Source organism: Bradyrhizobium sp. RDI18, from assembly GCF_043203335.1.
GTDB lineage: Bacteria > Pseudomonadota > Alphaproteobacteria > Rhizobiales > Xanthobacteraceae > Bradyrhizobium > Bradyrhizobium retamae.
In genome coordinates, this window is the sequence record NZ_JBICRN010000008.1 from 2,954,048 (window position 1) to 2,976,694 (window position 22,647).

Here is a 22,647-nt window from a genome sequence, read left to right on the forward strand (position 1 = left end):
AACCCGCCGTTTTTGCTCCAGGACAGAGTCATGATTTTGAAGACCGCTACCTCCCCTTCTCCCGGAAACCTGCTCGACGAACTGCAGTCCACGCTTGCGCACGGAACGGTCGCTCGCCGGGTAGAGACACTGCGCCGGGTGACCGATCTCTTCATCAACGGCGCGGTGGATTATTCGGACGAGCAGGTCGGGCTATTCGACGACGTCTTCCAGTGCCTGATCGACCACATCGAAACCTCGGCCAAGATGCTGCTGGCCAACCGTCTCGCCCCGATCGACACTGCCCCGCCGCTCACCATCCGCGCGCTTGCATTCGACGACGTCATCGAGGTGGCGGGTCCTGTGCTGTCGCAATCGATGCGGCTCGACGACAAGACCCTGATCGAGAATGCGCGCAGCAAGAGCCAGGCGCATTTGATGGCGATCTCGACCCGCAAGACGCTGAGCGGCGCGGTTACCGAGGTGCTGGTCCAGCGCGGCAACGATCAGGTAATCCAGTCGACCGTCAACAATCCCGGCGCGGAATTCACCGAGCGCGGCTTTACCCGCCTCGTCAGCCGCGCCGAAGGCGACGACGATCTCACCGCCTGCATCGGCATGCGTCCGTCCGTGCCGCGGCATCTCTACCTGAAACTGCTCGCCAAGGCCTCCGACACGGTACGACAGCGGCTGGAGGCCGCCAATCCCCAGCAGGCGGCCGAGGTGCCGAACGTGGTCAAGGAGGCAACGCGGCGCGCGCGCTCCGCGACTTCTGATATCACCAAGGACACTGAGATTGCGCACGCGCTGGTCAAGTCCCTGTACGAGGACGGCCGGCTCGACGAATCCGAAGTGGCGTCGTTTGCCGATGCCGGGAAATTCGACGAGGCCAACGCCTCGATTGCGGCGCTCGCCAACGTGCCGGTAGCAATCGCCGAGAACATGATGATCGAAAGCCGGGCCGAAGGCGTGATGATTTTGGCGAAGGTCGCAGGGCTGTCATGGTCGACGGTCAAGACCATCATCAGGATGCGCGACGAACTGTCCGGCGCGGAGCCGACGGATCTTGCCGCCTGCAAGGACACCTATGAGCGGTTGCGGCCTTCGACCGCGCAGCAGGTGCTGCGCTTTCACCGCATGCAGCAGAACGTGCCGGCGTAGGTTCGTAGCCTGCTTCAGTATTTCAGCAGCTTCGCTCCGGCGAGCGCGCCGATCGCGGCCACCAGCGCGGTCGCGATCGTGTACCAGGTCGCGACGAACAGCGGTGAATCATCCGTGCAATGCGAGGCATAGAGCGTCGCCGCCAATCCCGCCGACAACAGTCCGGCGATGGCGCCCGCCAATGCAGGCCTCGACGGGGCTCCGTGACGCAATCCGAGCAGCGCGCCGGCCAGGATCGGCAACGACAGCAGCGGGATCGCCGTCAGACAGACCCACGAATTCTTGCCGACCAGCCGCGTCATCATCGGCAACCGTTGCGGCATCATCATTTCGCCGCCGATCCCGGCGGTCAAAATTCCCACCGGCGCCAGCAGCAGCCAACCAAATCCGCGCAGCGATGCTTCGGGTCGCGACAGATGCAGGCTGACGGCAATAGCCGAGATCGCGAGCGCCAGCGTCACCGCGAATTTCAGGTCGAAGAACGGACTGCGCATCGCAGCCATCACGTCGGGCCTGACGCCGAGTTCGGTGAAGAACATCAACAGCGAAACCGGCGCCGCGGCCAAGAGCGCCAGCATCAGCGCGAAGCCAACCGGGCGCCCGCGGTGCGCGCTGTCGGCCGCCAACGTTCGAATGAGCTGATCGGTATCCATGCTCAACTTTCCCGCAACTTCGCCGTCAAGCTGGCCAGCCCCCGGTGCAGCGCCACCCGCACCGCGCCCTCGCTCATCGAAAATTTCGCGGCCGTATCCTTGATCGAGGCGCTGTCGACCGCGATCGACTGCAGCACCTCGCGCTGCCGCGCCGGCAGCGTCTCGAGCTGGGCGGCGACCTCGCTTGGCGAAGCCGTTTCGGCCGGCGCTTCGCCCGGCAGCGTCTCGGCGAAATCGTCAATATCGACGAAAATGCGCCGGCCGCGGCGGCGCAGCGCATCGATCAGCTTGTTGCGGGCGATCGCGAACAGCCATGGGGCAAATGGGGCGGTGACATCCCAGGTATGCCGCTTCAGATGGACCGCCAGCAAAATGTCCTGCACGATGTCCTCGGATTGATCGACCGGTTGCCCTGCCCGCGCCAGACCGCGGCGCGCCGCAGCCCGGAGCACCGGCGTGACGGCCTTGAGCAGGCGATGATACGCCGCGCTGTCGCCTGCAATGGCCGACCGCATCAGGCCGGTCCATTCGTCATCCCGTTCGCGCACCCGCGCTCCTACCCTGCAATTCGGTCGATCTTTCAATTTGTTACATCAGGACGACTCGATCACGGACTCGTGATCGAAGGTCCCGTCGGCAGCTTGGGCTGGCTCCCCTATCCGGGGAATCGGGGGACAACCGGCTGCGCGATGGCAGGCTCATAACATCGATTGCGCGGGCTCGCATCCGGCGCAGCTCGCTAAGTCCGCGTCGGCAAAATGCCCCCCGGCACGTCGGCTGGCTAACATTGCCCAGCTTTTGCCCGGTGTTGCCCGAAGATTCCCATTTTCCGCCGTGCTGTGGACACCTGGGCGGTCTCATTTCGCCGCTGGGCGGCGGCCAATGGGGAGATTCCACATGACGATCCGAGCCAGCGCGGGGTCGGCCTTCATGCTTGCGGCAGGGCTTTTGTTGGGTTTCGCAGGACCACCGCCGGCGATGGCCGCCGGCGCGGATGACGCCGCGGTGTCGAAATCGGAGAGCGCGACGCCCGAAAAGTCCGTCAAGCAGGGTTCGCGTCACCTGAAGAAGCGCTCTGCCGATCGCAAATCCACGCGTGCGGCATCGAAACCCGTCGAGAACAATGAGCCTGAGGAAAAGCAGGTCGCCGATGCGAGTGGCGGCACCCCGCCCGGAATGCCCGAATGGCTCGCCAACGCCAACGCGCAAATGACCGCAGCCGACGCACCGGCCGACAGCGCCAAGGGGATGTCGGCGGCGATGTCTCGAGAAGGCCAACACCGTCCTGCAATCGGCGGTGGACAAGCCGGCTGACGCCGAGGCGCCGGCCGATGCTACCGTAGTTGCCTCCGACCAGCTCAACGATGTCGATCGTGCGCTGCAGGCGACCCTGCCCGAGGACTCCGCCACGCAGACGGTCGCGATGGCCTCGACCAAACCTGCATCGGAAGCCTCCGATCAGGCCGTCAGCAACGAGAGTTCCACCCTGGACAAGACCTCGCTGATCGGAAAGATCTTCATCGCCTTCGGTGCGCTACTGACGGTGGCCTCGGCCGCGCGGATGTTCATGGCGTAGCTATCGGAATACCGGACGCGGCATCCGCGCATCCCGGATCCGTTCCAGCCCACTTGAAGCCCACCCCGGCAGCGGGCACATTGCCCGCGAAAAGGACTACCCGGGGTGGATCATGTCAACGTTCGAAAACATCATTGTCGAGAGCAAGGGCGCGGTCGGCATCATTACGCTGAACCGGCCGAAGATGCTCAACGCGCTGTCGTTCGGCGTGTTTCGTGAAATCGCCGCCGCGGTCGACGACCTCGAGGCCGACGACAAGATCGGCTGCATCCTGCTCACCGGCAGCGAAAAGGCGTTCGCCGCCGGCGCCGACATCAAGGAAATGCAGCCGAAAAGCTTCATCGACATGTTCTCCAGCGATTTCACCGCCATCGGCGGCGATCGCGTCGCCACCTGCCGGAAACCGACGATCGCGGCCGTCAGCGGCTATGCGCTCGGCGGCGGCTGCGAGCTCGCCATGATGTGCGACATCATCATCGCCGCCGACACCGCCAAATTCGGCCAGCCCGAAATCACGCTCGGCACCATCCCCGGTATCGGCGGCACCCAGCGGCTGACGCGTGCGATCGGCAAGTCCAAGGCGATGGATCTCTGCCTCACTGGACGCATGATGGATGCGGCCGAAGCGGAGCGTTCCGGCCTCGTCAGCCGCGTCGTGCCGGCCGACAAATTGATGGAAGAAGCGCTCTCGGCCGCGGAAAAGATCGCCTCGATGTCGCGGCCCGCGGCCGCGATGGCCAAGGAAGCCATCAACCGCGCGTTCGAGACGCCGCTGTCGGAGGGCATGAATGTCGAGCGCAACCTGTTCCACTCGACCTTCGCGCTGGAAGACCGCGCCGAAGGCATGGCGGCGTTCATCGAGAAGCGCAAGCCGGTGAACAAGAACAGGTAACGCCGAGCTCTCTCTGCACGTCGTCCCTGCGAACGCAGGGACCCATACGCCGCAGCCGTCGGGTTGAAGCGACGATGGGAAGACATCCTCTCTAAGCAACTACGCCCTGTGGTTATGGGTCCCTGCGTTCGCAGGGACGACGGATTATCGCTTGCCGCTTCTCGCCAGCGCCGCGTTGACCAGCGCGCGATAGGCACGTTCGGCAAACGTCGTCGGGCGATCGAGGCCTAGCCGCGCCAGGCATTCGCGGTGCGAGGCAGCCGGCGGCTGGGTCATGCCCTGCCACAGCAACCCGGGCAAAAGCAGCGGCATCCGCTGCGCTTCTCGCAGCAACTGCAAGGCCGGTATCAGCCGCTGCTCGACCTCGGTAAAATCGCTACCGAATGGAAACGGCGGCAGCAGTCCGTCCTCGCGCGCAGGCTTCAAGGCATCCGCGATCCGCTCCGGAAAATTCTCGCGATGCGGGCGCGGAATTTCATGCTCCTTCGGCAGCTTGCCGGCATCCTTGGCGATCTTCACCAGTTCATCCTGGAAGCGGGAATCCGTGACCGCGAGCATCGCCGCGATGGTCTCGGCGTCCGATTTGCCCCTGACATCGGCAACGCCGTATTCGGTGACGAACACGTCGCGCAGATGCCGCGGGATGGTCTCGTGAGCGTAGTTCCAGCGGATGTTGGAGTGCGTCCTCCTGCCCGCCTGCCGCGTCGCTTCCAGCGTGAGGACCGAGCGTGCGCCTTGAAGGGCGAACGCCTGCGCGACGAAATTGTACTGACCGCCGACACCGCTGACGACCTGGCCATTGTCGAGACCGTCGGAGACCGCCGCCCCCATCAGCGTCGCCATCATCGCGTTGTTGACGAAACGGGCATCGATGCGCGCATGGCGCTTGGCATCCTCGTCGCCATAGAGCTCGTTGGTGAACGATACCGGCGTCATCTGGATGCGCGCGAGCTGGTCGGGCGGCATCTCGCGCAACGCGCGATAGAACGATTTCGGCCCGAGGAAAAATGCGCCGTGCAGCACGACGCCGTCGACCTCGCGCTTGAGAATATCGGCCTCGATCAGGTTGAGAAACGCCTCGATCAGCATTTCGCTGACCCCATACAGCCCCTTCGCGAACGGCGCGCTCTCCACCGGCTCCACGCCGGGCGCGAGCCGCTTCATGATGGCGCGGAACTGCCCACTGTCCCGATGACGGACGATCAGCCCCTGCGCCAGCGCATCACCGACTTGCCCGATGCCGATCTGCAGCGTGCCGCCATCAGGTACGAGACTCGCAGCGTGAAGCCCGATCGCGTATTTGGTGTCGTTGACCGGCTCGGCCGGCGGGGCGAACAGCGGGAACTCCGTCGCGGGGCTGTCGAGCACGGCGGAAAATTCTTCCCCCGGCAGATCGCCCGCACCCGGCATGAACGGCAGTTCTGAATTGACTTGCGCGAACACTTTGAACGAAGCGCGCCCCTCGGCGCGGGCGCGCAGCAGATCAAGCGCTGTGTCGGTGTTGCAGCTCAGGCTGTAACGCGTCGCGCCATCGACGACGCGCTTGGCCACCAATGGCGTGACGACATTGAGCCCGCGCGCCAGCAAATACGACGCAGCATGGGTATAGTTCGCGGAGATGTAATGCTGCTGCGCGAACGGCACGTGCAGCCATTTGCCGGCCAGGAAGAAAAACTCGATCACCTTGACGTTGGGCGGCAGTTCTCCGGCATGCAGTGCATTTGCATAGGCGAGGTCCGGATAACCACCAAACAGGCGATCGATCACCGGGCTGATGAAACGTTGTTCGAGCAGGCTCGAGGGCCGCGGCTTTTCCAGCGTCAGTGCCGAAAAAAACGTCAGCTTGAGCGAACGGTCGACCAGTGCGCGTGCGTACAGAGCGTTGACGACGTGGTTGGCCTTGCCAAGCCCGAGCGGCAATCCAACCACGAGATTGGTTCCGATATCGCGGATGATATCCTCCGCGATCGCTTCGGGATCGGAAAACAGCTTTGGCATCGAATGCGAACCTGGGGCGTAGCAGGCAGCCGCCCTGGAATCGGACGCCAGCCACGAGAGCTATAGCCTATCTTCACCCAGGATTCGTCTGTGACGAACCGGCAACAGCCAAGCACGGACTTTCACCGAATTAATGTACTGATGTCGCGCGGCAGTTTGCCTGTGGCCATGGCGCCCCCTAAACAGGTAGACGAACCGAGGATGTCGGCGGGGGCGGACGGACAGTGCATGATTCGAAAATGACGGGTAACCGGCATTCCGGATCATGCTCAAACAAGAAGATAGAACGGGATGACTCGAAGCAGGGTTATCACGTTCTTGTGTTGACTACGGAATCAAATGACCAGGCGCGCCGCAAGGGTTGGCTACGTTGAAAGACGGTTGCTTCGATCGGGCATTTGCCTTGCTGTGGCTTGCTTCGCGCTTGCCGCGCCAGCCGCGCATGGTGAAAGCCTCCCCGAGGCGCTGGCCAAGGCCTACCAGACCAATCCCGCGCTCAATGCCGAACGCGCCCGCCAGCGCGCCACCGACGAGAACGTGCCGCAAGCGCTTTCGGGTTATCGGCCGCAGATCGTCGCTACTCTCTCCGCCGGCTTTCAGGCGGTGCGCAACCTGCTGCCCGACAACACCGTCCAGTCGGCGAACCTGAAGCCCTGGACCATCGGCGTGACAGTGTCACAGACGTTGTTCAACGGCTTCAGGACCGCCAACAGTGTACGCGTGGCGGAATTGCAGGTGCAGGCGGGTCGCGAGGCGCTGCGCAATGTCGGTCAGGGCGTGCTGCTGGATGCGGTCACGGTCTACACGAACGTTCTCGCCAACCAATCGCTGGTCGAAGCCCAGCGCGCCAACGTGGCGTTTCTGCAGGAAACGCTCGGCATCACCCAGAAGCGTCTGAATGCCGGCGACGTCACGCCCACCGACGCTGCGCAGGCCGAGGCGCGTCTGAGCCGGGGTCGCGCCGATTTGAATGCCGCTGAGGTCAATCTGGCCGTCAGCCAAGCGACTTATCTTCAGGTCATCGGCAATGCGCCGAACCTGCTCCGCCCCGCTGACACCGTCGACCGCCTGCTGCCGCGCAGCCGCGATGACGCCACCGGGCAGGCCTTCCGCGGGCATCCCGCCGTGATGGCGGCCAGCTTCGATTTCGACGTCGCCACGACTTCCATCCGCGTCGCCGAAGGCAGCCTGATGCCGACGATCACGCTGCAAGGCAGCGCCAGCCGCAGCAAGCAGTCGGACCCCACGCTCGGCACCCTCGGGACCGACCAGGCTTCCGTGACCGGCCAGCTCACGCAGCCGATCTATGATGGCGGCATGGCCGCCTCACAGACGCGACAAGCCAAGGAAATTGCAACCCAAAGCCGGCAGGTGCTGGACCAGGTCCGCAATCAGGCCCGCACCGCCGCGGTCGGCGCCTGGGTCGCCAATGAAGGCGCCAAGATTGCGGTCACGGCATCCGAAGCTGAAGTGCGCGCTGCCACCGTCGCGCTGCAGGGCGTGCAGCGAGAGGCGGCGGGCGGCCAGCGAACCACGGTCGATGTGCTGAACGCGCAGCAGGATCTGATCTTGGCAAAGGCGCGGCTGATCGGCGCGCAGCGCGACCGCGTCATCGCCTCCTATACGCTGCTCAGCGCAATCGGCCGGCTCGACGTCAAGAATCTCGGCCTCAACACGCCGGACTACCTGCCCGAAGTGCACTACCACCAGGTGCGCGACGCCTGGCATGGCCTGCGGACGCCATCCGGGCAGTAGTTGTATTCCCCGTAGCTTACCCTCCCCTGGAGGGGGAGGGTCGACGCTCATGAAATGAGCGGCGGGGTGGGGTGACGGTCTCTCCACATTCAACAGTGCCCGAGTGGAGAGATCACCCCACCCCGTCTCGCGTTTCGCTGCGCTCAATGCGAGCCGACCCTCCCCTTCCAGGGGAGGGTAAACAAGACCGCGTACGAGAAATGCGGTGGCTACCTCTCCCATCGGTCCTGCCAGATCATTCCGCAAATCGAGGACCCCGGCCGTTCAATGACGCCCTGCTCAAGACAATTGGAAAACTCTAGACTGGCCCGAGATTGAATCGGCCGGAGACATCATGGACGTCATTAGATTGTGCGCCTGGGGCTACGCCGCCCTGCTCGGCTTCGTGATCCTCACCGGCTACATCCCGGCCTTCATCGACGCCAATGACATGATCTTCGGCCTGTTTCGCCGCACCTGGTATGCCGACGGCCTGCATCTGGTGTCAGCGCTATGGGCCGCAATTGCGGCGATGACCTCGCGCCGCGCCTCGGAATTGTTTTTTCAATTGTTCGGCGTGTTTTATTTTGCCGACGGCGTGCTCGGCCTGCTCACCGGCAGCGGTTATCTCGACTTCGGCATCCTGATCAACGGCGTCCTCAACCTGCCGCTCTCGACGCGGTTTTTCGCCAACGCGCCGCATCTCAGCCTCGGCGGCGTGGCCATCCTGATCGGCTATCTCGCGCCGCGGACGCGGGCCGCCGTTCATGCTTAAGTGGCTGCGGCGCATCCTGGCTGTCGTCGCGATCCTGATTGCGCTGACGGTGCTTTTGCCACTGGCCTATATCGAGGGCACGTGCCGGCCCGCGGCCAGCACATCGACCTCGATTGCGCCGGCCGTCATCCTGCCCGCGGTCGATGAGCCGGGCTACCGGCGCAAACTGAACAACACGTTCTTCACGTTCCCTGAATGGTACATCGTTTATTCGTTCGAGGATTTCGGTCGCTTCCTCGACCGCTCAAGCGAAAGCCATTTCAACTATCTCGGCCACATCTTCGGCTTCTGGCGCAGCTTCTGCACCATCAACCGCGCCGTGCCCGCAACGGGAGAATCGCTGGCCGAAGTGAAGACGATGATTTACGTGATCGGCATCAGCTATTCCGTGGAATATGCCGTCAAAGGATTCTACGAGAATACCATCGGCCGCGTGTTCGAATGGATCAGGGGCGAGAAGCGCACCCCGCAGGATGAATTCGGCCGCGCCGTGCTGCAGGACTATGCCGCGTTCCTCTACACCGTCCCCTGGTACAAATACCCATTCAGCGAGAAGCTCGACGGCCTGATGGCAATCTCGGCGCCGACGCCGAACGGCTTGCGTAGCCGGGAGCGCGACTTCGCGCTCGGCGCGGAATACTTCGTCAAGATCGGTTACGCCGCGCTGATTCAGAAGGCGCTAGACGCCAGCAATGACAACGAGCCGCGCGACATCATGTTTGCCGTCGCGACGCTGCCGCCGGAGGTACTGGCAAAAGAACCGCGCATCAAGCCGATCCGCGCGCTCAACGCACAATGGCAGCTCGTGCAGACGCCGCGCTACAAGGCTTTCACCGACATCCTGCAGCGGCTGCTGGATCAGGGTTATGGGGTTGGAGAGATCGCGGGCAATCACGACATCCTTATCACCGTGATCGCGCCCGACGCCGCCAAGCTCGATATCAAGGGTACGACGGAGCTGTTTTCACTGGAGCTCGACGCGAAGCCCGGCTTCCGCCGGGCGGGCCTGAAGGCAAGGATCGATCGTCTCGTCGATATCAACCGCGAGTTCAAGGCCAGGGGCGCAAGCATTGAGCACTTCTATGACTACTGACGGACGTCAGCGCGGCGATGGGCGTTGGGGCCGGATTGCCGGCGCGATCGCCCTCGTCGTGTGCGGCTGGCTTGCCGTTGTCACCGCGTTGACCTTCGGCTCAGCCCCCGGCAAGTCAATGGCGGTCATTGGCCCGCCGTCCCAGGCGCTGGCCGCGATCGCCAAGGCCAACGGCCGCATTCTAGCGTCGAACAACTACGTCACCATTGCGCGTTCCGACGACGCCGATTTCGTCGGCCGTCTCTACGCGGCCGGCGCGCTGCTGGTGCTCGACGCCGAACAGGCGGGCGGCTGCAGCGGCCTGCCGCCGAATCGGTTCACCGCGCAGCTTTGAGGACCAGAGTTCCAGCCTGGGCGGCCTGCCCTAGACGGCTTAATCCTTCTGTGCCTGCGGGTTATCTCTCGGCTTGAGTACCCATTTCGGCCGAGATACCTGTATAATGGTGGCGGGCCGACCTTCCGGCCGACGGGCTGAAGACCATGATCAAGACATCAATGAACCGGTTGGTCGTGCCCCTGATAGGGCTTGTTGCGGCGAGTGGCATCGGAACGATCGTCGCCATGCAGTACATTGGGCGCGAGCCGACTGCTGACAAGGCTGCAAGCGTCGCGCCAGAACCGGCGACTGACGGGCGCATTAAGGGGCCGGCACTCGCAAGCGTGCAGGCGGAGGCAAACGCGGTGGCGGCCGCACTGGCCGGATCGACCGCCACGCCCGAGACCGGCGACGGCGAGCCGGCGTTCGATGTCGCCCGCATCGAGCCGAACGGCGAAGCCGTGATCGCGGGACGCGCGGCGCCCGGCGTCACCGTGGAACTGCTACGCAATGGCGAACTGCATGATCGCGTCGTCGCGGATCAATCCGGACAATTCGCGATGATCCCGCGCCCGCTTCCGCCAGGCACTTATGACCTGACATTGCGCGCCAAGCAGCCCAACGGCAGAGAGACCGTATCCAGGCAGAGTGTGACGGTGGCGCTTGAGCCGAACCTGAAGGAACGGCCGGTCGTGGCCCTGATGACGCCAAACAAACCCACCGTCGTGATGTCACAGCCATCTCAGGCGAAGCCGGATACCGCTGCGGTGGTTGTGGAGGCGGTAGAGATCGAGGCCGGCGGCAAATTCCATGTGAGCGGCCGCGCGCGCTCAGGCGCTCCGGTGAGGCTCTATCTCAACGACAGCTTCATTGCGTCGGTAACGGCGGCGGCGGACGGACGCTTTGCCGTCACGATCAATGAGGGAATCGGGCCCGGGAATTATCGCGTTAGGCTTGACGAGGTGGATTCGAAGTCCGGCGTGGTGCGTGGACGCGCCGAGGTGCCGTTCAACGCGCCCGACCCGGTGGCTACCGCGTCGGTACCGCCGCGCACCTCACCTTCCAAACCGGACTCCGCCGCCCTGCCGAAGTCCCAGGTGGCGGATGCGTCGGCCGGCGCCCTGCCGGACGTCACGAACTCCTCCAGCGTCGTGGTGCCGAAGATCACGACCACCACGGTATCGCGCGGTGACAGCCTGTGGCGCATCAGCCAGGCCACCCTCGGCGCGGGCACACGCTACGCCACGATTTACAAGGCCAACCGAGAGCAAATCCGCAATCCTAACCTGATCTATCCCGGCCAAACCTTTGTCATTCCCAACCGGGAAGCCAACCCTTAAGGAGTGCTCAAACGGACTTTCAGGCTCCTGCCGTTCTAAAAAAATGGCCTTCGAAAAACAGCGAACGCGTCAAAGACGCTGTCTGGTCGATCCCGTACTCGGTCCTTGATGGCACCTTGGACGAATGCATCACCAAGTTTCTGGAGCAACCGCTCAGCCAACGTCATCTCTACGAGATTCATACCGCCCCACAGGGCGATTTGATCCCCAAAACAATCTCCGCCGAACTCGTCGTTGAACTTGCGAGGCTGCGCGATTTCTTGTGATGTCCATGATTGCCATCTCGCTTTGCTGAGCGATGCACGATGCTCGGGATGGCAGACAGGCATCACGACGCGTACTTCTGGTAAAACGTATTGGTGAACAACTCGCCCGGATCATACTTCCGTTTCGCTGCGAAGAAATCGCTGATCTCCGGGTATGAGCGCTGCAACTGGTCGCGCGAATAATAGAGCTGGTAGGGCAGGAAAAACCGGCCTTTGTGCGCAATCGTAAGGTCGATCAGTTCTTCCGTCGCCTTCTTCATTCGCCGGTTGCCCTCCTCATCGGTGGTCTGGTTGATGTAGAGCACCAGCGAGAACGCCGGCTCCGGCGAATAAGTCAGGAAATTGTTCTCTTGGTGCACGACGCGTACCGACGCGTTCAGCAGATTGGTCTTGTTGTCGGTCAGCACCTTGCGCATGCCATCGACGAACGAGACGAACTGGCTGCGCGGGATGAAATATTCGTGCAGGATATCGGTATCGTCAGGCAGCGAATTGCGCAAATAAGGCACGGAATCGTGCATGGGGTCATTGCGGTTGACGAGACAGGCCTCCGCCGATCCGATCGCTTGCGCGCGCGTCACCGTGCAGTTTTCCATCCGATGCTCGATGTGCTTTTCCGACAACCACTTTATTTCCTGAAACAGCGGCCGTTGCTTGGACAGGTTGATGGTCAGCCGCCGCAGTTTGGTGCCGCTGACCTCGCCGAGCGGCTGGCGCCTGAAATCGGTGCCGTCGATCTTGGTGTAGGTATAGAGCAGCAACTCCTTCAGGAACGTGCTCGGCGCGGTTGAGAGATGGCCGTACATCAGGCCGATATTGGTGTCCTTTTCGATCTCGCCGGCAAACAGCGCCGGAAATTCCTTGTAGTCCATCACGCGACGGCCGGTCTGGTAGACGAGGTTGTCGGCAATATCGAGCTCGGCCTCGACGATCACGCCGAACAGGCCGTATCCGCCGACCACGAGGTTGAACAGATCCGCATTCTCGGCCGACGATACCGTGCGCAGCGAGCCGTCCGCCAGCATCACCTTCATCGACTTGATCGATTTCGCAAGCGCGCCGGCCTGATGGTCCATGCCATGGGCATTGACCGAGATCGAGCCGCCGACGGTGAAGATATCGGTCGACTGCATGGCGCGCACCGCAAAGCGCGGATGCAAGACGTTCTGAATATCGTGCCAGGTCGCGCCCGGCTGCACCGTGACCGATCGCGAACTCTCGTTGAGCACGATCTTGTTGAAGCTGCGCATGTCGAGCACAATGCCGCCCTTGCGGAAGGCGTGCCCGCCCATGCTGTGGCGGACGCCGGCGGTGGTAACGGAGAGCTTGTTGTCGCGCGCAAAGGCCAGCGTTTTCGCAATATCCTCGACGCTGCGCACCGCGACCACGCCGTAGATTTCGGTCTTGTTGAGACAGCTCGCATCATTGATGCTGCCGCCAAGCTGCGACCATTTCACATCCTTGAGCGGCGCAATCGCCTTGATCCGCTCCAGATCGATTTTCGCCTGCTCGCCGCCGCCGACCGCCGGGCCGCAATCCTTTTCCCCGGTAGGATCGGCCGCCAGCGCCTGAAGCTTGCGATAGCTGTAAACCCCGAGCAGCACGACGACCACGGCGGCCACGGAGACGCCGGTTTTGAATTTTTGCGAAAATTTCTGCATGAATTGATTCCAGGGGATTGGGAGATATTCCGGGCGGGCGGATCTTTTAGTCAAATTTGGGCGGCTTCTGGTTCGATAGACCGGTTGCGTTACCGAAGCGATAAGCCGGAGCGGACAATTGCAGAGCTGCCGCATACATGTGAGAGAACAGCAATGCTGACGCGACGCAGTATGATGTTCGCCTCCATCGCAGCCGGAGTGACCATGAACAATAGAACCGCCTCTGCCAAAGCGGCGGAGCCGGCGACGCCGGTGAATTTCGATGTGCCCGCGGGCGCCTGCGACTGCCACACCCACATCCACCCCGATCCCGAAAAATTCCCGTTGTTCTCCGGCCGTGTCTATACGCCCGAACTGGCCTCGCCCGAGGAAATGACCGCCCTGCACGAGGCGCTGCACATGGAGCGCGTGGTGATCGTCACGCCCTCGATCTACGGCACCGACAACTCGGCCACGCTGTTCGGCATGGCGGCACGGGGGCCGACCGCGCGCGGGGTTGCCGTGATCGACGACAAGACGTCGGAGAGCGATCTCGATGTCATGGGCAAGGCCGGCATTCGCGGTGTCCGCCTCAATCTCGCGACCGGCGGCGTCAACGATCCGAGCGTCGCCCGGCCACGCTTCACGGCCGCCGTCGAGCACATGAAAGCGCGCGGCTGGCACGTGCAGATTTACACCAACCCGGCGATGATCGCCGCGATCAAGGATCTTGTGATGGCCTCCCCGGTGCCGGTCGTGTTCGATCATTTCGGCGGCGCCAAGGCCGCGCTTGGCGTCGAGCAGCCGGGCTTTGCCGACCTCGTGGATCTTGTCAAATCGGGCAAGGCTTATGTGAAGATTTCCGGCGCCTATCGCGCCTCCAAACTCGCGCCCGATTACACCGATTGCATCCCGCTCGCCAAGGCGCTGATATCAGCCAATCCCGACCGCATCGTCTGGGGCACCGACTGGCCGCACCCGAACTCGGTCATGCCTGCCGACAGGAAGATCACCGACGTCACGCCGCTGTTTCAGATCGACGACGGGCGGCTCTTGAATCAGCTTCCGGTGTGGGCGCCGGATACGGCGATCCGCAACAAGATTTTGGTCGACAACCCCGCCCAGCTCTACGGGTTCTGAAGCCCGGCACTCGACATCGCGGCCCGCTGCTGTCCGAACAGATCGCGGTCGTAATTGCGCAGCCAGTCACCGGCCTTGCGCAGGCCGCCGAACGGGAACAGGTGGAATCCGGCGATCGGTACGGTCGCCGCCGCAGGCGCCGCTCGCAATCCCCTGACGACGTCGTCAGGTCCGGTGTCCGTCAGCAGGCGGCCGAACCGGCCGATCTGGGCCCGCAGCGCGCGCATGGAATTGCCGATGCCGCAGCGGAGCGCGAATTTTGTCAATGTCGCCGGCGTTGCCGGGCCGGCTAGGCCGACGATGACAGGCAGATCGATATTCGCGCGATCGAGGGCGCCGATCCATTCCAGGATTGGCGTGCTCTCGAAGCAAAATTGTGTGACGACATCGACCCGCGTTCCCGTCCGCCGCCGCCAGTCGCGCCACGCCTTGAGGCCGTTCAGCGCGTCCGGCAGATCGAGATAGGGGTGCCCCTCGGGATGACCGGCAACGCTGACAGATGCAATCGCATGCGCCTCGAGCAAGCCGCTGGCGGCAACATCGCGCGTCGATTTGAACGGGCCTCGCGCAGCGGCGATATCACCGGCGATCAGAAGGATGCGCGACACATCGGCTTCGCCGCGCGCCCTCGCCAGGAAATCGTTAAATGCTTCCCGCGAGGCCATTTCGCGCGCCGCGATATGGGGCACCGGATTGTAGCCGGCGCGGCGCAGCGCGGCAGCCGTCTCAATGTTGTGCCGATAATTATCGCCGGGCAGGAACGTGATCGTCACGTCGGTGCCTCCAGCGAAATAATCGCTCAGTTCCGCAATCTGATGCCCGCGCGAGGAAATTTCGACGGAGGCCCTCGACAGTAGCACGGCTAATCTGGCGGATGCTTGATCAGAGACGGTCAACGGCGCCTCCCTTTGTCATGCCGGCGCGCGGCGGCGCGAGATCACATAGGTTTCGTCGTTGAACCAGAGGCCGCCATGTTTCTTCAGCACGTGGTCGGTGGCTTCGAGATAGCGGCCATCGCGAACCACTTCCGACAACCTGTTGTCCTCGATCTGCGCCACATAGATCGCGGCGTTCCAGGCGGCGAACAGCGTCGAGGTGCCGATCGGGCCGCTGACCTCGTCCGGCAGCGTGTGCATCTGATAGCGGAAGATCGAGCGTGCATCCGAGGACGCATTGAAATTGTAGTGGCGTGCGGCCGCGCCAAGCTCGTGCTTGACCTGGCGCAGGATCGCGTAGCGGTCGGTCTTGAAGGGATCGTCGCCCGGCCAGACCTGATCGATAATCTCGATGCCGGGATCCTTGCCATGCGAATGGATACCGATCAGCCGCCCACCCGGGCGCAGCGCCTTGACCAGCGGTGTCACGACTTTCGAGGCCTTGAACTCGACGCTCGCCCGCGCCCGATAAGGTTGCGAGGCGATCACCAGATCGTAATCGGCCATCACGCGGCCGGGCCGCGGCATGATCGGATCGAGCAGGAAGGAATGATCCTCGCGCCGCAGCGTCAGGATCACCGGGCGCTGGTAGACCGGATTGCCCGTGATCGGGCTGATGCCTGCGCGCCAGTTCTCGGCCAGGAAGCTTTCGAGCTCGCCGATCTGCTCGGCGAAACCGTGCGCGGTGTTGCCTGATAGCGTGACGTCTTTCCAGATCAGGCCTTGCGCTGACGTGACCGAGCGTGGTGTCAGCCACGGCGCCTCGGCATAATAGAGGTTGGTGACGACCAGCACGGTGGCGGGATGCTCGAACAGGCGGTCCGCCATTTTCTCCAGCATCAGGCGGACGTCTTCGTAACTGATCTCCTTCGCCACGACATAGAGCGGCATGGTGGGGAAGCGCGCATGTACCGCGCGCATCACCCGCGACAGCACGGTGCCGTCGCCGACGCCGGCATCGAAGATACGAAGCGCCGGCGGTGCCGGCTGCAGATTGCCGAGCTCGAGCGAGATGCGGTTGCCGACCTCGGTCTTCTCGCTGCAGGTCGAAACGAACAGCAGGTACTTTTGGCGGTTGTCGAAAAATCGGAAGCCCGGCGGCGCGACGGCATGGGCGGCGGCCGCGTCGTTCAGTGGTTTGGCCGAGAGCGAACTGGCCGGCGCGCCGTCCGATTCCGGCCGGTGCTCCGCGAGATACGCGCGGACCTTGTCGAGCGTGCCGGTCGTGATCCGGGCGCCATCGCGTAAGCGCGACACCAGCTTGCCGTCATTGACCACCAGCCGCCCGAAGGTCGATTCGGCCGTGCGCGTCTGGCGGCAATAGTCGCGGATTTCTCCGAGTATCTGCTCGGCCGTGGGCGCCGATTTCGCCGGCGGCGCGTGGCCGTTTTGTTGGCCCGCAGATCCTTGGGTAGATCCTTGGCTTTCCTCGATCCGCACGGCTTGCTCCTGCGGTTGTCCCTGCCAGCATCAAGGGACGGCCGCCGGAGCGCGTCAACCACAAACCGAGTGGGCAGGAAACATGGGCAAGTGCCCACACAACGTCAGCGCGCGCCGCCAAAATCCCTACTCGTGCTCCCGCCATTGCGGCAGATGGCTGCCGAGCGGCATGGCCGGGCGGGCCCAGAACGCCGGGGTTTTCGACAAAAGCGCCGAGTGCCTCACCGATCGCAGCGGCCCGAAGCCCGAGCTCATCTCCTCGATGAAGGGCCTCACCGCCTCCGCGTTGAGATCCTTCACCGCAAAACCGTCGCTGACCCGGCCGAGATTCCGCAGCCAGCGTCCGGTTTGCGCCAGCGAAACCTCGACGTGCCAACTACCGCCTTCGCGCGCCTGGCGCACCTTGGCCATCATGGCGCCGAACGCCATGAAATAACCGGTGGCGTGGTCGAGCATCTGCGCCGGCAATTCCTTCGGTCCGTCGACACCGGCGGCCTGCCCTTCGGCATGGTTGAATCCGGTCGCCGTCTGCACCAGCGAGTCGAAGCCGCGACGTTCCGCCCACGGCCCGGCATGACCATAGGCCGACAACGTGACGTAAATGATGCCGGGATTGATGCGTGCGGCATCCTCCGGCGAGAAGCCGAGGCCGGCGATCGCACGCGGCCGATAGCCTTGCGAAAAAATATCCGCCTGCGCCAGCACATCGCGCAGCACGCCACGACCGTGCTCGCTCTTCAGTTCGACAAAGCTCGTCAGCTTGCCCCTCCCGGTGTCGATGACAAGCCAGGGGATCGCCGGCAAATCGGGCCCGGAGATCAACAGCACGTCGGCGCCATGCGCGGCGAGCGTTCGCCCCGCAACAGGACCTGCGATGACCCGCGACAGATCAAGCACACGGATACCTGCGAGCGGCCGCTCGCCCTTGGGCCACGGCTTTGGCGGAGCCTCGCCGATCTTCGTGATTGAGATCAGCGGCAATCCGTCGAGCGCCTTGGCCTGTGGTGTCGTCAGCCATTCGTCATGCGAGCGCATGAAGGCGACGACGCCACCGCTCGTATAGGCCGCGGTCTCGAACGCCTCGCCGTCCCATTGCAACAGCGCGGCCTGCACTGCGTCACGCGCCGGCTTGCAGTTCAGCACCTTGCAGACGGCGTCGCGGTGATGGGGAAAATTGGTGTGCAGGCGCACGAAGCCGTCGCGGATCTTGTAGATGCCGGCGATGGCGTCCCAGGCCGGCGGTGGCGGCTTGCCGTCGACGCGCAAATAACGTTCGCTCCGGCATTCGACCACGGCATGGCGCATATCCACCGCGACCTCCTGCCCCTCGCCGCTGCGCATTTTCCAGATCTCGGCCGCTGCAAGTCCGGCTGCGGCGATGCTGACCTGCGCCGCCGCGGCGACGCGAAACGACGACGGCAATTGCGGTTCGTCGCCGGTCAGCGTGATCGCGTCAAGCGCCGACGGATCGCCGCCGATGGAGGTCCAGATATCGGAGAGGATTTCTCTGGGGCTTTGCATCGGCGTGTCTCTTCCCTAGTTTTCTCAAGCTCTGCCCGACTACCCGAGGAGTTGCAATGGCTGCCATCGATCCCCTGACGGCGGGAGCCGTTCTGCTTGCGACCGCCGCAACGGATGCGGTCTACGTCATGTTCACCTCGGCGGTGGTGGCGCGCAAGCGTGTGCCGGCGGCGACCTGGAGCAGCGTCTGGTATCTGCTCTCATCGTTCGCCGTCATCAGCTACACCGAGAACTGGGTTTACGTCGCCTTCGCCGCACTCGGTTCGTGGCTCGGTGCCTACGCGACGATCACCTTCCTGCACCGTCCGTCCGGCGGTCCGCCGGTGGGCGCGGCGCCAGAGTAGTGCGCACATCCGGCTACGAGTTCATTGAGAACGCCGGAATGACGGAAAGGAAGAGGCTTTCTCGGTTTGAGCTTTCGCCGTAACCGCCGCCGCCGCTACAATGCTGCGGAATCAACTAAGGAAAAACAAAATGGATTTGGGTTTGAAAGGCAGAAACGCCGTCGTGCTCGGCGGCACACGCGGCATCGGACGGGCGATTGCGGACACGCTGGCGGGCGAAGGCTCGGGCGTCGCCGTTTGCGCCCGCAATGCGGATCAGGTCGCGGCCACCGTTGCCGAGCTGAAAGGGCTTGGCGTGCGCGCCACCGGCGCGCCGGTTGACGTCACCGACGCGGCCGCGCTGAAATCATGGGTGTCGGATGCGGCCGCCGAGCTGGGCGGCATCGACATGCTGTTTTCCAATGCCGGCGCCATGGCGCAAGGCGGCGATCCTGCCTCATGGGAGCAGAATTTCCGGCTCGATGTGCTCGGCGCCGTCAACGCATTCGAGGCCGCGCGGCCGTTGCTCGAAGCGGGCGCGCAGAAGACCGGCGACGCGGCCTTCATCATCATATCGTCGATCTCGGCGGCGCAGGCGGATAGCGCCAGCTCCTACGGCCCGATCAAGGCGGCGCTGATCCACATGGCCAAGGGACTGGCGCGGCAATACGCGGACAAGAAAATCCGCGTCAACGTGGTGTCGCCGGGCACGGTCTATTTCAAGGGTGGCATCTGGAACATGGTCGAGCAGAACATGCCGAAACGGTACCAAGATGCGCTGGCGCGTAATCCGACCGGCCGCATGGCAACGCCGCAGGAAATCGCCAACGCAGCCGTGTTCCTGGCAAGCCCGGCCTCCTCGTTCACGACCGGCTCGAACCTCGTCGTCGACGGCGCGATTTCGAACCGCGTGAATTTTTGAGGAAGTCCTGATTGCCGGGGTACCGCTGCAACCGTATTGCGGAGGCCTTAACGTGCCGAAAGGTTGTGAGAGCTCGGCTTACAACTTGCAAACCAAACCGGTCAATTTGAATCGATAAGCTAACTGAACTTTACGAACTTACCCTCACTGTGACGCCTGCTTCGATGACCCAGCCACTGGGTCCAACGACGGATGGCCACGATGATTGTCGACGAGCAAAGGACAAAAGTGCAGCGCGAACCGCGACGCGAGCTCCGCAAGCGGCCGACATGGATGACGACCGACAACGGGATGACGAGGATTGAATGCTTTGTCCTGGACGTCTCACCGGGTGGCGCCAAGATCGTGACCGATGTCGCGTTCGACGTCAGGGATAGCTTTCAACTGGCGCTGGTACCCGACCATGCGACGCGCCAGTCATGCGAGGTGGTCTGGCGCCGTGGCAAGACCTACGGCGTGAAATTCCTGTCTTGAGGAGCGGCGTCTCCGCCGCGGAGCCTCATGGTTCTCCCGGCGATGCGAAGCATCGTCCGGAGACGGTGCGGAGCCTGTCATCGGGCCGCGCTGCGCGCGGACCCGTTGGTGCCTCCTCACCCCCATGAGGGAGATGGAATTTCGCAGCCGCCTGTTAATCTTGCCCCAACACCAGCATAGAACCTCAGCCTGAGCGCGGCAGCTTTGCTGCGTCTCGGAGTGCCATTCCGCCTCGCCCTGCTCTCGTCGCCATTGGCTTCGATATGTGACTGTATTACTACAGTCAGATGTCAATTCGATTACGGCGGAGCGGCGAATGAGCTTGGAATGGCAGGCGCGGTCAGGTTCCCTGGCCTGGTCGAATCCCGTGTCCTGGTGGTGGGGCCTGCTGACGCTGGTGAGCGGCGTCAATATCGCCATCTGGTTCGCGCTATATCGCGAGCTTCCCGTCCAGCCGACCGGCGCCGCCGGTGGCTCGTCCGGCATCGGAATGATGCTGCTGTTCTGCGCGGCCTATGTGTTCGGCTGCGCCTTCAGGTCGTTTCTGCCGCGCGCCGATGTGCAGCGGATCTGCCTGGTCGATACCTGGCTGTCGAGCGTCATGGTCGGACGCTCCGTGGCAACCGTGGCCGAGATCTGCTTCGTGGCGCAATGGGCGATTATCCTGCACCAACTCGGCACCATGACCGGCGCGGAAACGACCGTAAATGTCGCGTGGGTGATCGTGCCGCTGATCCTGATCGCGGAATGCCTTTCATGGTATGCGGTGCTGACCAGGAATTATCTCGGCAACGCCATCGAAAATTCGCTGTGGGCGGTTGCCTTCTTCGCCGTCGGCGTCGGTCTTTGCCGCCTGCTTCCGGAATTCAATGGTACGGTTCGCGTAGGCCTCGTCGTCGCCATCGCGGGCATTGTGGGCTTCCTGGCGTTTCTGATGACGATCGACGTCCCGATGTACCTGAAGCGCTGGCGGACCGGAGACGCCGATGGCGACAAGCGCCTGACGCCGCGCGAGGGCCTGCGCGACGTCAGCACGCGCTGGGTTGTGACGCACGACCTAGCCGAGTGGAAGGACGAGATTGCCTGGATGTCGCTTTATTTCAGCCTGGCCGTCTGGTCGAGCCTTGCGCTGTGCGTCTTCTATTCGCTCGAACATCATTTGCCGCAGTACCGAACCGAAGCAGCGATCACGAGCGCAGCGCCGAGCACGACTGTCGTCGGCAGCACCCGGTGACACGACAGCCGCCGCGCTGAAACTTGCGCCGCTTTGCGGCGTTACACGCCTGCGTCGCGAGTAGCGCGGCTTTGTTTTCAGAAGGGCGTGTTTTGGACCGGTTTCAGGTAGGTATCCATTTTCTGACGCTGGCCGCAGCTTTCGCGCTCGCCATTCCGATCGGTTGGGATCGTGAAAAGCGTGCGCGGAGCGCAGGCCTACGCACCTTTCCGCTGGTCGCCCTGGCAAGCTGCGGCTTCGTGCAGGCCAGCGAACAGTGGATGGTGAATTCCCCCGATGGTATGTCGAAGGTGATCGAAGGCGTGATCACCGGCATCGGCTTCATCGGCGGCGGCGCGATCCTCAAGCAGGGCGCCACGGTGCAGGGCACGGCGACGGCGGCAAGCCTGTGGGCCACCGGCGCGATCGGGGTTTCCGTCGGCCTCGGCAGCTACGACGTCGCGGTGACGATCGCTGTGCTTACGTTCCTGACGCTGAGGCTGCTCACGCTGGTGAAGGAAGAGCGCGATCTCCAGATCGGCCCGGATGGCAGGGAGGAAGAGAAGAAGGATTGAGTTCCCCGCCCGGGTGAGCCAAAGGTTCGATTTTACCGGAACTGGCCGCGAGGGCCGCAGAACCAATCCGGCCTCTACAATGCATAGCAGTCACCGCACCGTGAGGCTGTTTCGTCGCCCGCGGACACCTGAAATATCCGCGCCTCGCGCGAAGCCATTTTCTCAGCCGAGGAAAAAGTCCGGAAACAACATGATGTTAAGTTACCGCGATGATCAAACCTGGAGTTCGATCATGTGGAACCTCATCAACATATTATATCGGGAATATTGCCTGGCCCGGTTGGAGGAGATGCGCAGGGTTCACCTCTCGCAGTGAATAACGGTGGCGCGTGCAATTCGTCGCAGCCAACATCTAGCCAACATCTAAAGCGTGTGATTTGCGGTGAACCCGCATTGGGAGAATTCAGTCGGGATCAAGACCGAGGGAGGAGGATGGATATGCAGCCATCGACAGACGACCTGCTGATACGCCAAATCAGTGCCCTGATATCAGCCACCGCTGCTGCGACGTCCAGCAACAGAGAACACGCCCCATTCGTGGAGGCACGGATATACGAAAAGCTTGCTGCACATTGCGCCGAGAAGCAGATACTTGCAGCAGCATTTGCGAAAAGCGGCGTCGGGGCGACACGGAGCGGATTGATCTACTGGTAACGGGACGTGTCCAGACGAAAGAGGCGG

Annotated in this window: 23 protein-coding genes; 15 read left to right on the top strand and 8 right to left on the bottom strand. The window is 63.2% G+C overall.

All coding sequences use genetic code 11. The features are described from left to right. The first annotated feature begins 30 nt into the window (after nucleotides 1-30). Nucleotides 31-1,140 (top strand): DUF2336 domain-containing protein, encoded by a 1,110-nt coding sequence (locus ACFXS9_RS23420; RefSeq protein WP_392692425.1) that lies wholly within the window; start codon nucleotides 31-33, stop codon nucleotides 1,138-1,140. Between the two features lie 14 nt (nucleotides 1,141-1,154). On the opposite strand, the gene ACFXS9_RS23425 is transcribed toward ACFXS9_RS23420, so the two are convergent. Both ACFXS9_RS23425 and ACFXS9_RS23430 read right to left on the bottom strand, forming a co-directional pair. After that, nucleotides 1,155-1,793, bottom strand: a complete 639-nt coding sequence (locus ACFXS9_RS23425; protein WP_392692426.1) for an NrsF family protein — start codon at nucleotides 1,791-1,793, stop codon at nucleotides 1,155-1,157. Between the two features lie 2 nt (nucleotides 1,794-1,795). After that, entirely contained in the window at nucleotides 1,796-2,341 is a 546-nt protein-coding gene (locus tag ACFXS9_RS23430; protein WP_392692429.1) for a sigma-70 family RNA polymerase sigma factor, read from the bottom strand. 349 nt (nucleotides 2,342-2,690) lie between these two features. Here ACFXS9_RS23430 and ACFXS9_RS23435 point away from each other — a divergent pair, with 349 nt between their 5' ends. The 3 genes from ACFXS9_RS23435 to ACFXS9_RS23445 all read left to right on the top strand — a co-directional run bounded on the left by ACFXS9_RS23435 (nucleotide 2,691) and on the right by ACFXS9_RS23445 (nucleotide 4,261). After that, nucleotides 2,691-3,107 carry a hypothetical protein gene (locus ACFXS9_RS23435; protein WP_392692432.1) on the top strand — a complete coding sequence of 139 codons (417 nt, stop codon included), beginning with the start codon at nucleotides 2,691-2,693 and terminating at the stop codon, nucleotides 3,105-3,107. Beyond that, nucleotides 3,091-3,369: a hypothetical protein gene (locus tag ACFXS9_RS23440; RefSeq protein ID WP_392692434.1), complete on the top strand. Its 279-nt coding sequence runs from the start codon at nucleotides 3,091-3,093 to the stop codon at nucleotides 3,367-3,369. The genes ACFXS9_RS23435 and ACFXS9_RS23440 overlap by 17 nt, the downstream gene beginning before the upstream one ends. Nucleotides 3,370-3,481: 112 nt before the next feature. Further along, nucleotides 3,482-4,261, top strand: coding sequence for an enoyl-CoA hydratase (locus ACFXS9_RS23445; protein ID WP_392692437.1), 780 nt, complete (start codon nucleotides 3,482-3,484; stop codon nucleotides 4,259-4,261). Nucleotides 4,262-4,405: 144 nt separating this feature from the next. Here the strand turns inward: ACFXS9_RS23445 and ACFXS9_RS23450 are convergent, their stop codons facing one another. Further along, on the bottom strand, nucleotides 4,406-6,259 hold the full coding sequence (locus tag ACFXS9_RS23450; RefSeq protein ID WP_392692439.1) for an acetyl-CoA hydrolase/transferase C-terminal domain-containing protein: 1,854 nt from the start codon (nucleotides 6,257-6,259) through the stop codon (nucleotides 4,406-4,408). A 339-nt stretch (nucleotides 6,260-6,598) separates the two neighbouring features. Between ACFXS9_RS23450 and ACFXS9_RS23455 the strand changes: the two genes are divergently transcribed. From ACFXS9_RS23455 to ACFXS9_RS23475, 5 genes are all read left to right on the top strand, one after another. Further along, entirely contained in the window at nucleotides 6,599-8,014 is a 1,416-nt protein-coding gene (locus tag ACFXS9_RS23455) for a TolC family outer membrane protein (RefSeq protein WP_392692442.1), read from the top strand. Nucleotides 8,015-8,348: 334 nt separating this feature from the next. Further along, nucleotides 8,349-8,768 (top strand): hypothetical protein, encoded by a 420-nt coding sequence (locus tag ACFXS9_RS23460; RefSeq protein ID WP_392692445.1) that lies wholly within the window; start codon nucleotides 8,349-8,351, stop codon nucleotides 8,766-8,768. Then, nucleotides 8,761-9,861: a hypothetical protein gene (locus ACFXS9_RS23465; RefSeq protein WP_392692448.1), complete on the top strand. Its 1,101-nt coding sequence runs from the start codon at nucleotides 8,761-8,763 to the stop codon at nucleotides 9,859-9,861. The genes ACFXS9_RS23460 and ACFXS9_RS23465 overlap by 8 nt, the downstream gene beginning before the upstream one ends. Then, nucleotides 9,851-10,195, top strand: coding sequence for a hypothetical protein (locus ACFXS9_RS23470; protein WP_392692451.1), 345 nt, complete (start codon nucleotides 9,851-9,853; stop codon nucleotides 10,193-10,195). Before ACFXS9_RS23465 ends, ACFXS9_RS23470 begins: the two co-directional genes overlap by 11 nt. A 146-nt stretch (nucleotides 10,196-10,341) precedes the next feature. Then, nucleotides 10,342-11,517: a LysM peptidoglycan-binding domain-containing protein gene (locus ACFXS9_RS23475; RefSeq protein WP_392692453.1), complete on the top strand. Its 1,176-nt coding sequence runs from the start codon at nucleotides 10,342-10,344 to the stop codon at nucleotides 11,515-11,517. A gap of 35 nt (nucleotides 11,518-11,552) precedes the next feature. Here ACFXS9_RS23475 and ACFXS9_RS23480 read toward each other — a convergent pair whose 3' ends face one another. Together ACFXS9_RS23480 and ACFXS9_RS23485 are read right to left on the bottom strand one after the other, a co-directional pair. Then, entirely contained in the window at nucleotides 11,553-11,849 is a 297-nt protein-coding gene (locus ACFXS9_RS23480) for a hypothetical protein (protein WP_392692456.1), read from the bottom strand. Continuing rightward, nucleotides 11,846-13,444, bottom strand: coding sequence for an FAD-dependent oxidoreductase (locus tag ACFXS9_RS23485; protein WP_392692458.1), 1,599 nt, complete (start codon nucleotides 13,442-13,444; stop codon nucleotides 11,846-11,848). Before ACFXS9_RS23485 ends, ACFXS9_RS23480 begins: the two co-directional genes overlap by 4 nt. 153 nt (nucleotides 13,445-13,597) lie before the next feature. Between ACFXS9_RS23485 and ACFXS9_RS23490 the strand changes: the two genes are divergently transcribed. Continuing rightward, nucleotides 13,598-14,563: an amidohydrolase family protein gene (locus tag ACFXS9_RS23490; RefSeq protein WP_392692461.1), complete on the top strand. Its 966-nt coding sequence runs from the start codon at nucleotides 13,598-13,600 to the stop codon at nucleotides 14,561-14,563. On the opposite strand, the gene ACFXS9_RS23495 is transcribed toward ACFXS9_RS23490, so the two are convergent. The 3 genes from ACFXS9_RS23495 to ACFXS9_RS23505 form a co-directional block, all read right to left on the bottom strand. Continuing rightward, entirely contained in the window at nucleotides 14,551-15,459 is a 909-nt protein-coding gene (locus tag ACFXS9_RS23495) for a hypothetical protein (RefSeq protein ID WP_392692464.1), read from the bottom strand. The genes ACFXS9_RS23490 and ACFXS9_RS23495 overlap by 13 nt on opposite strands. 15 nt (nucleotides 15,460-15,474) lie before the next feature. Next, nucleotides 15,475-16,842 carry a hypothetical protein gene (locus ACFXS9_RS23500; RefSeq protein WP_392699975.1) on the bottom strand — a complete coding sequence of 456 codons (1,368 nt, stop codon included), beginning with the start codon at nucleotides 16,840-16,842 and terminating at the stop codon, nucleotides 15,475-15,477. A 222-nt stretch (nucleotides 16,843-17,064) separates the two neighbouring features. Next, the gene (locus ACFXS9_RS23505) at nucleotides 17,065-18,459 is read right to left on the bottom strand and encodes a CoA transferase (RefSeq protein ID WP_392692466.1); all 1,395 of its coding nucleotides are present in this window, start codon (nucleotides 18,457-18,459) and stop codon (nucleotides 17,065-17,067) included. Between the two features lie 56 nt (nucleotides 18,460-18,515). On the opposite strand from ACFXS9_RS23505, the gene ACFXS9_RS23510 reads away from it, so the two are divergent. From ACFXS9_RS23510 to ACFXS9_RS23530, 5 genes are all read left to right on the top strand, one after another. Then, a complete protein-coding gene (locus tag ACFXS9_RS23510) occupies nucleotides 18,516-18,803 on the top strand; it encodes a hypothetical protein (protein ID WP_392692469.1) in 288 nt (95 codons plus the stop codon). 130 nt (nucleotides 18,804-18,933) lie between these two features. Then, the gene (locus tag ACFXS9_RS23515; protein ID WP_392692470.1) at nucleotides 18,934-19,704 is read left to right on the top strand and encodes an SDR family NAD(P)-dependent oxidoreductase; all 771 of its coding nucleotides are present in this window, start codon (nucleotides 18,934-18,936) and stop codon (nucleotides 19,702-19,704) included. Between the two features lie 192 nt (nucleotides 19,705-19,896). Further along, on the top strand, nucleotides 19,897-20,178 hold the full coding sequence (locus ACFXS9_RS23520) for a PilZ domain-containing protein (protein ID WP_392692473.1): 282 nt from the start codon (nucleotides 19,897-19,899) through the stop codon (nucleotides 20,176-20,178). A gap of 316 nt (nucleotides 20,179-20,494) precedes the next feature. Beyond that, nucleotides 20,495-21,412 (top strand): hypothetical protein, encoded by a 918-nt coding sequence (locus tag ACFXS9_RS23525; RefSeq protein ID WP_392692475.1) that lies wholly within the window; start codon nucleotides 20,495-20,497, stop codon nucleotides 21,410-21,412. A gap of 92 nt (nucleotides 21,413-21,504) precedes the next feature. Further along, nucleotides 21,505-21,966 carry an MgtC/SapB family protein gene (locus tag ACFXS9_RS23530; protein ID WP_392692478.1) on the top strand — a complete coding sequence of 154 codons (462 nt, stop codon included), beginning with the start codon at nucleotides 21,505-21,507 and terminating at the stop codon, nucleotides 21,964-21,966. Nucleotides 21,967-22,647: the final 681 nt, after the last annotated feature.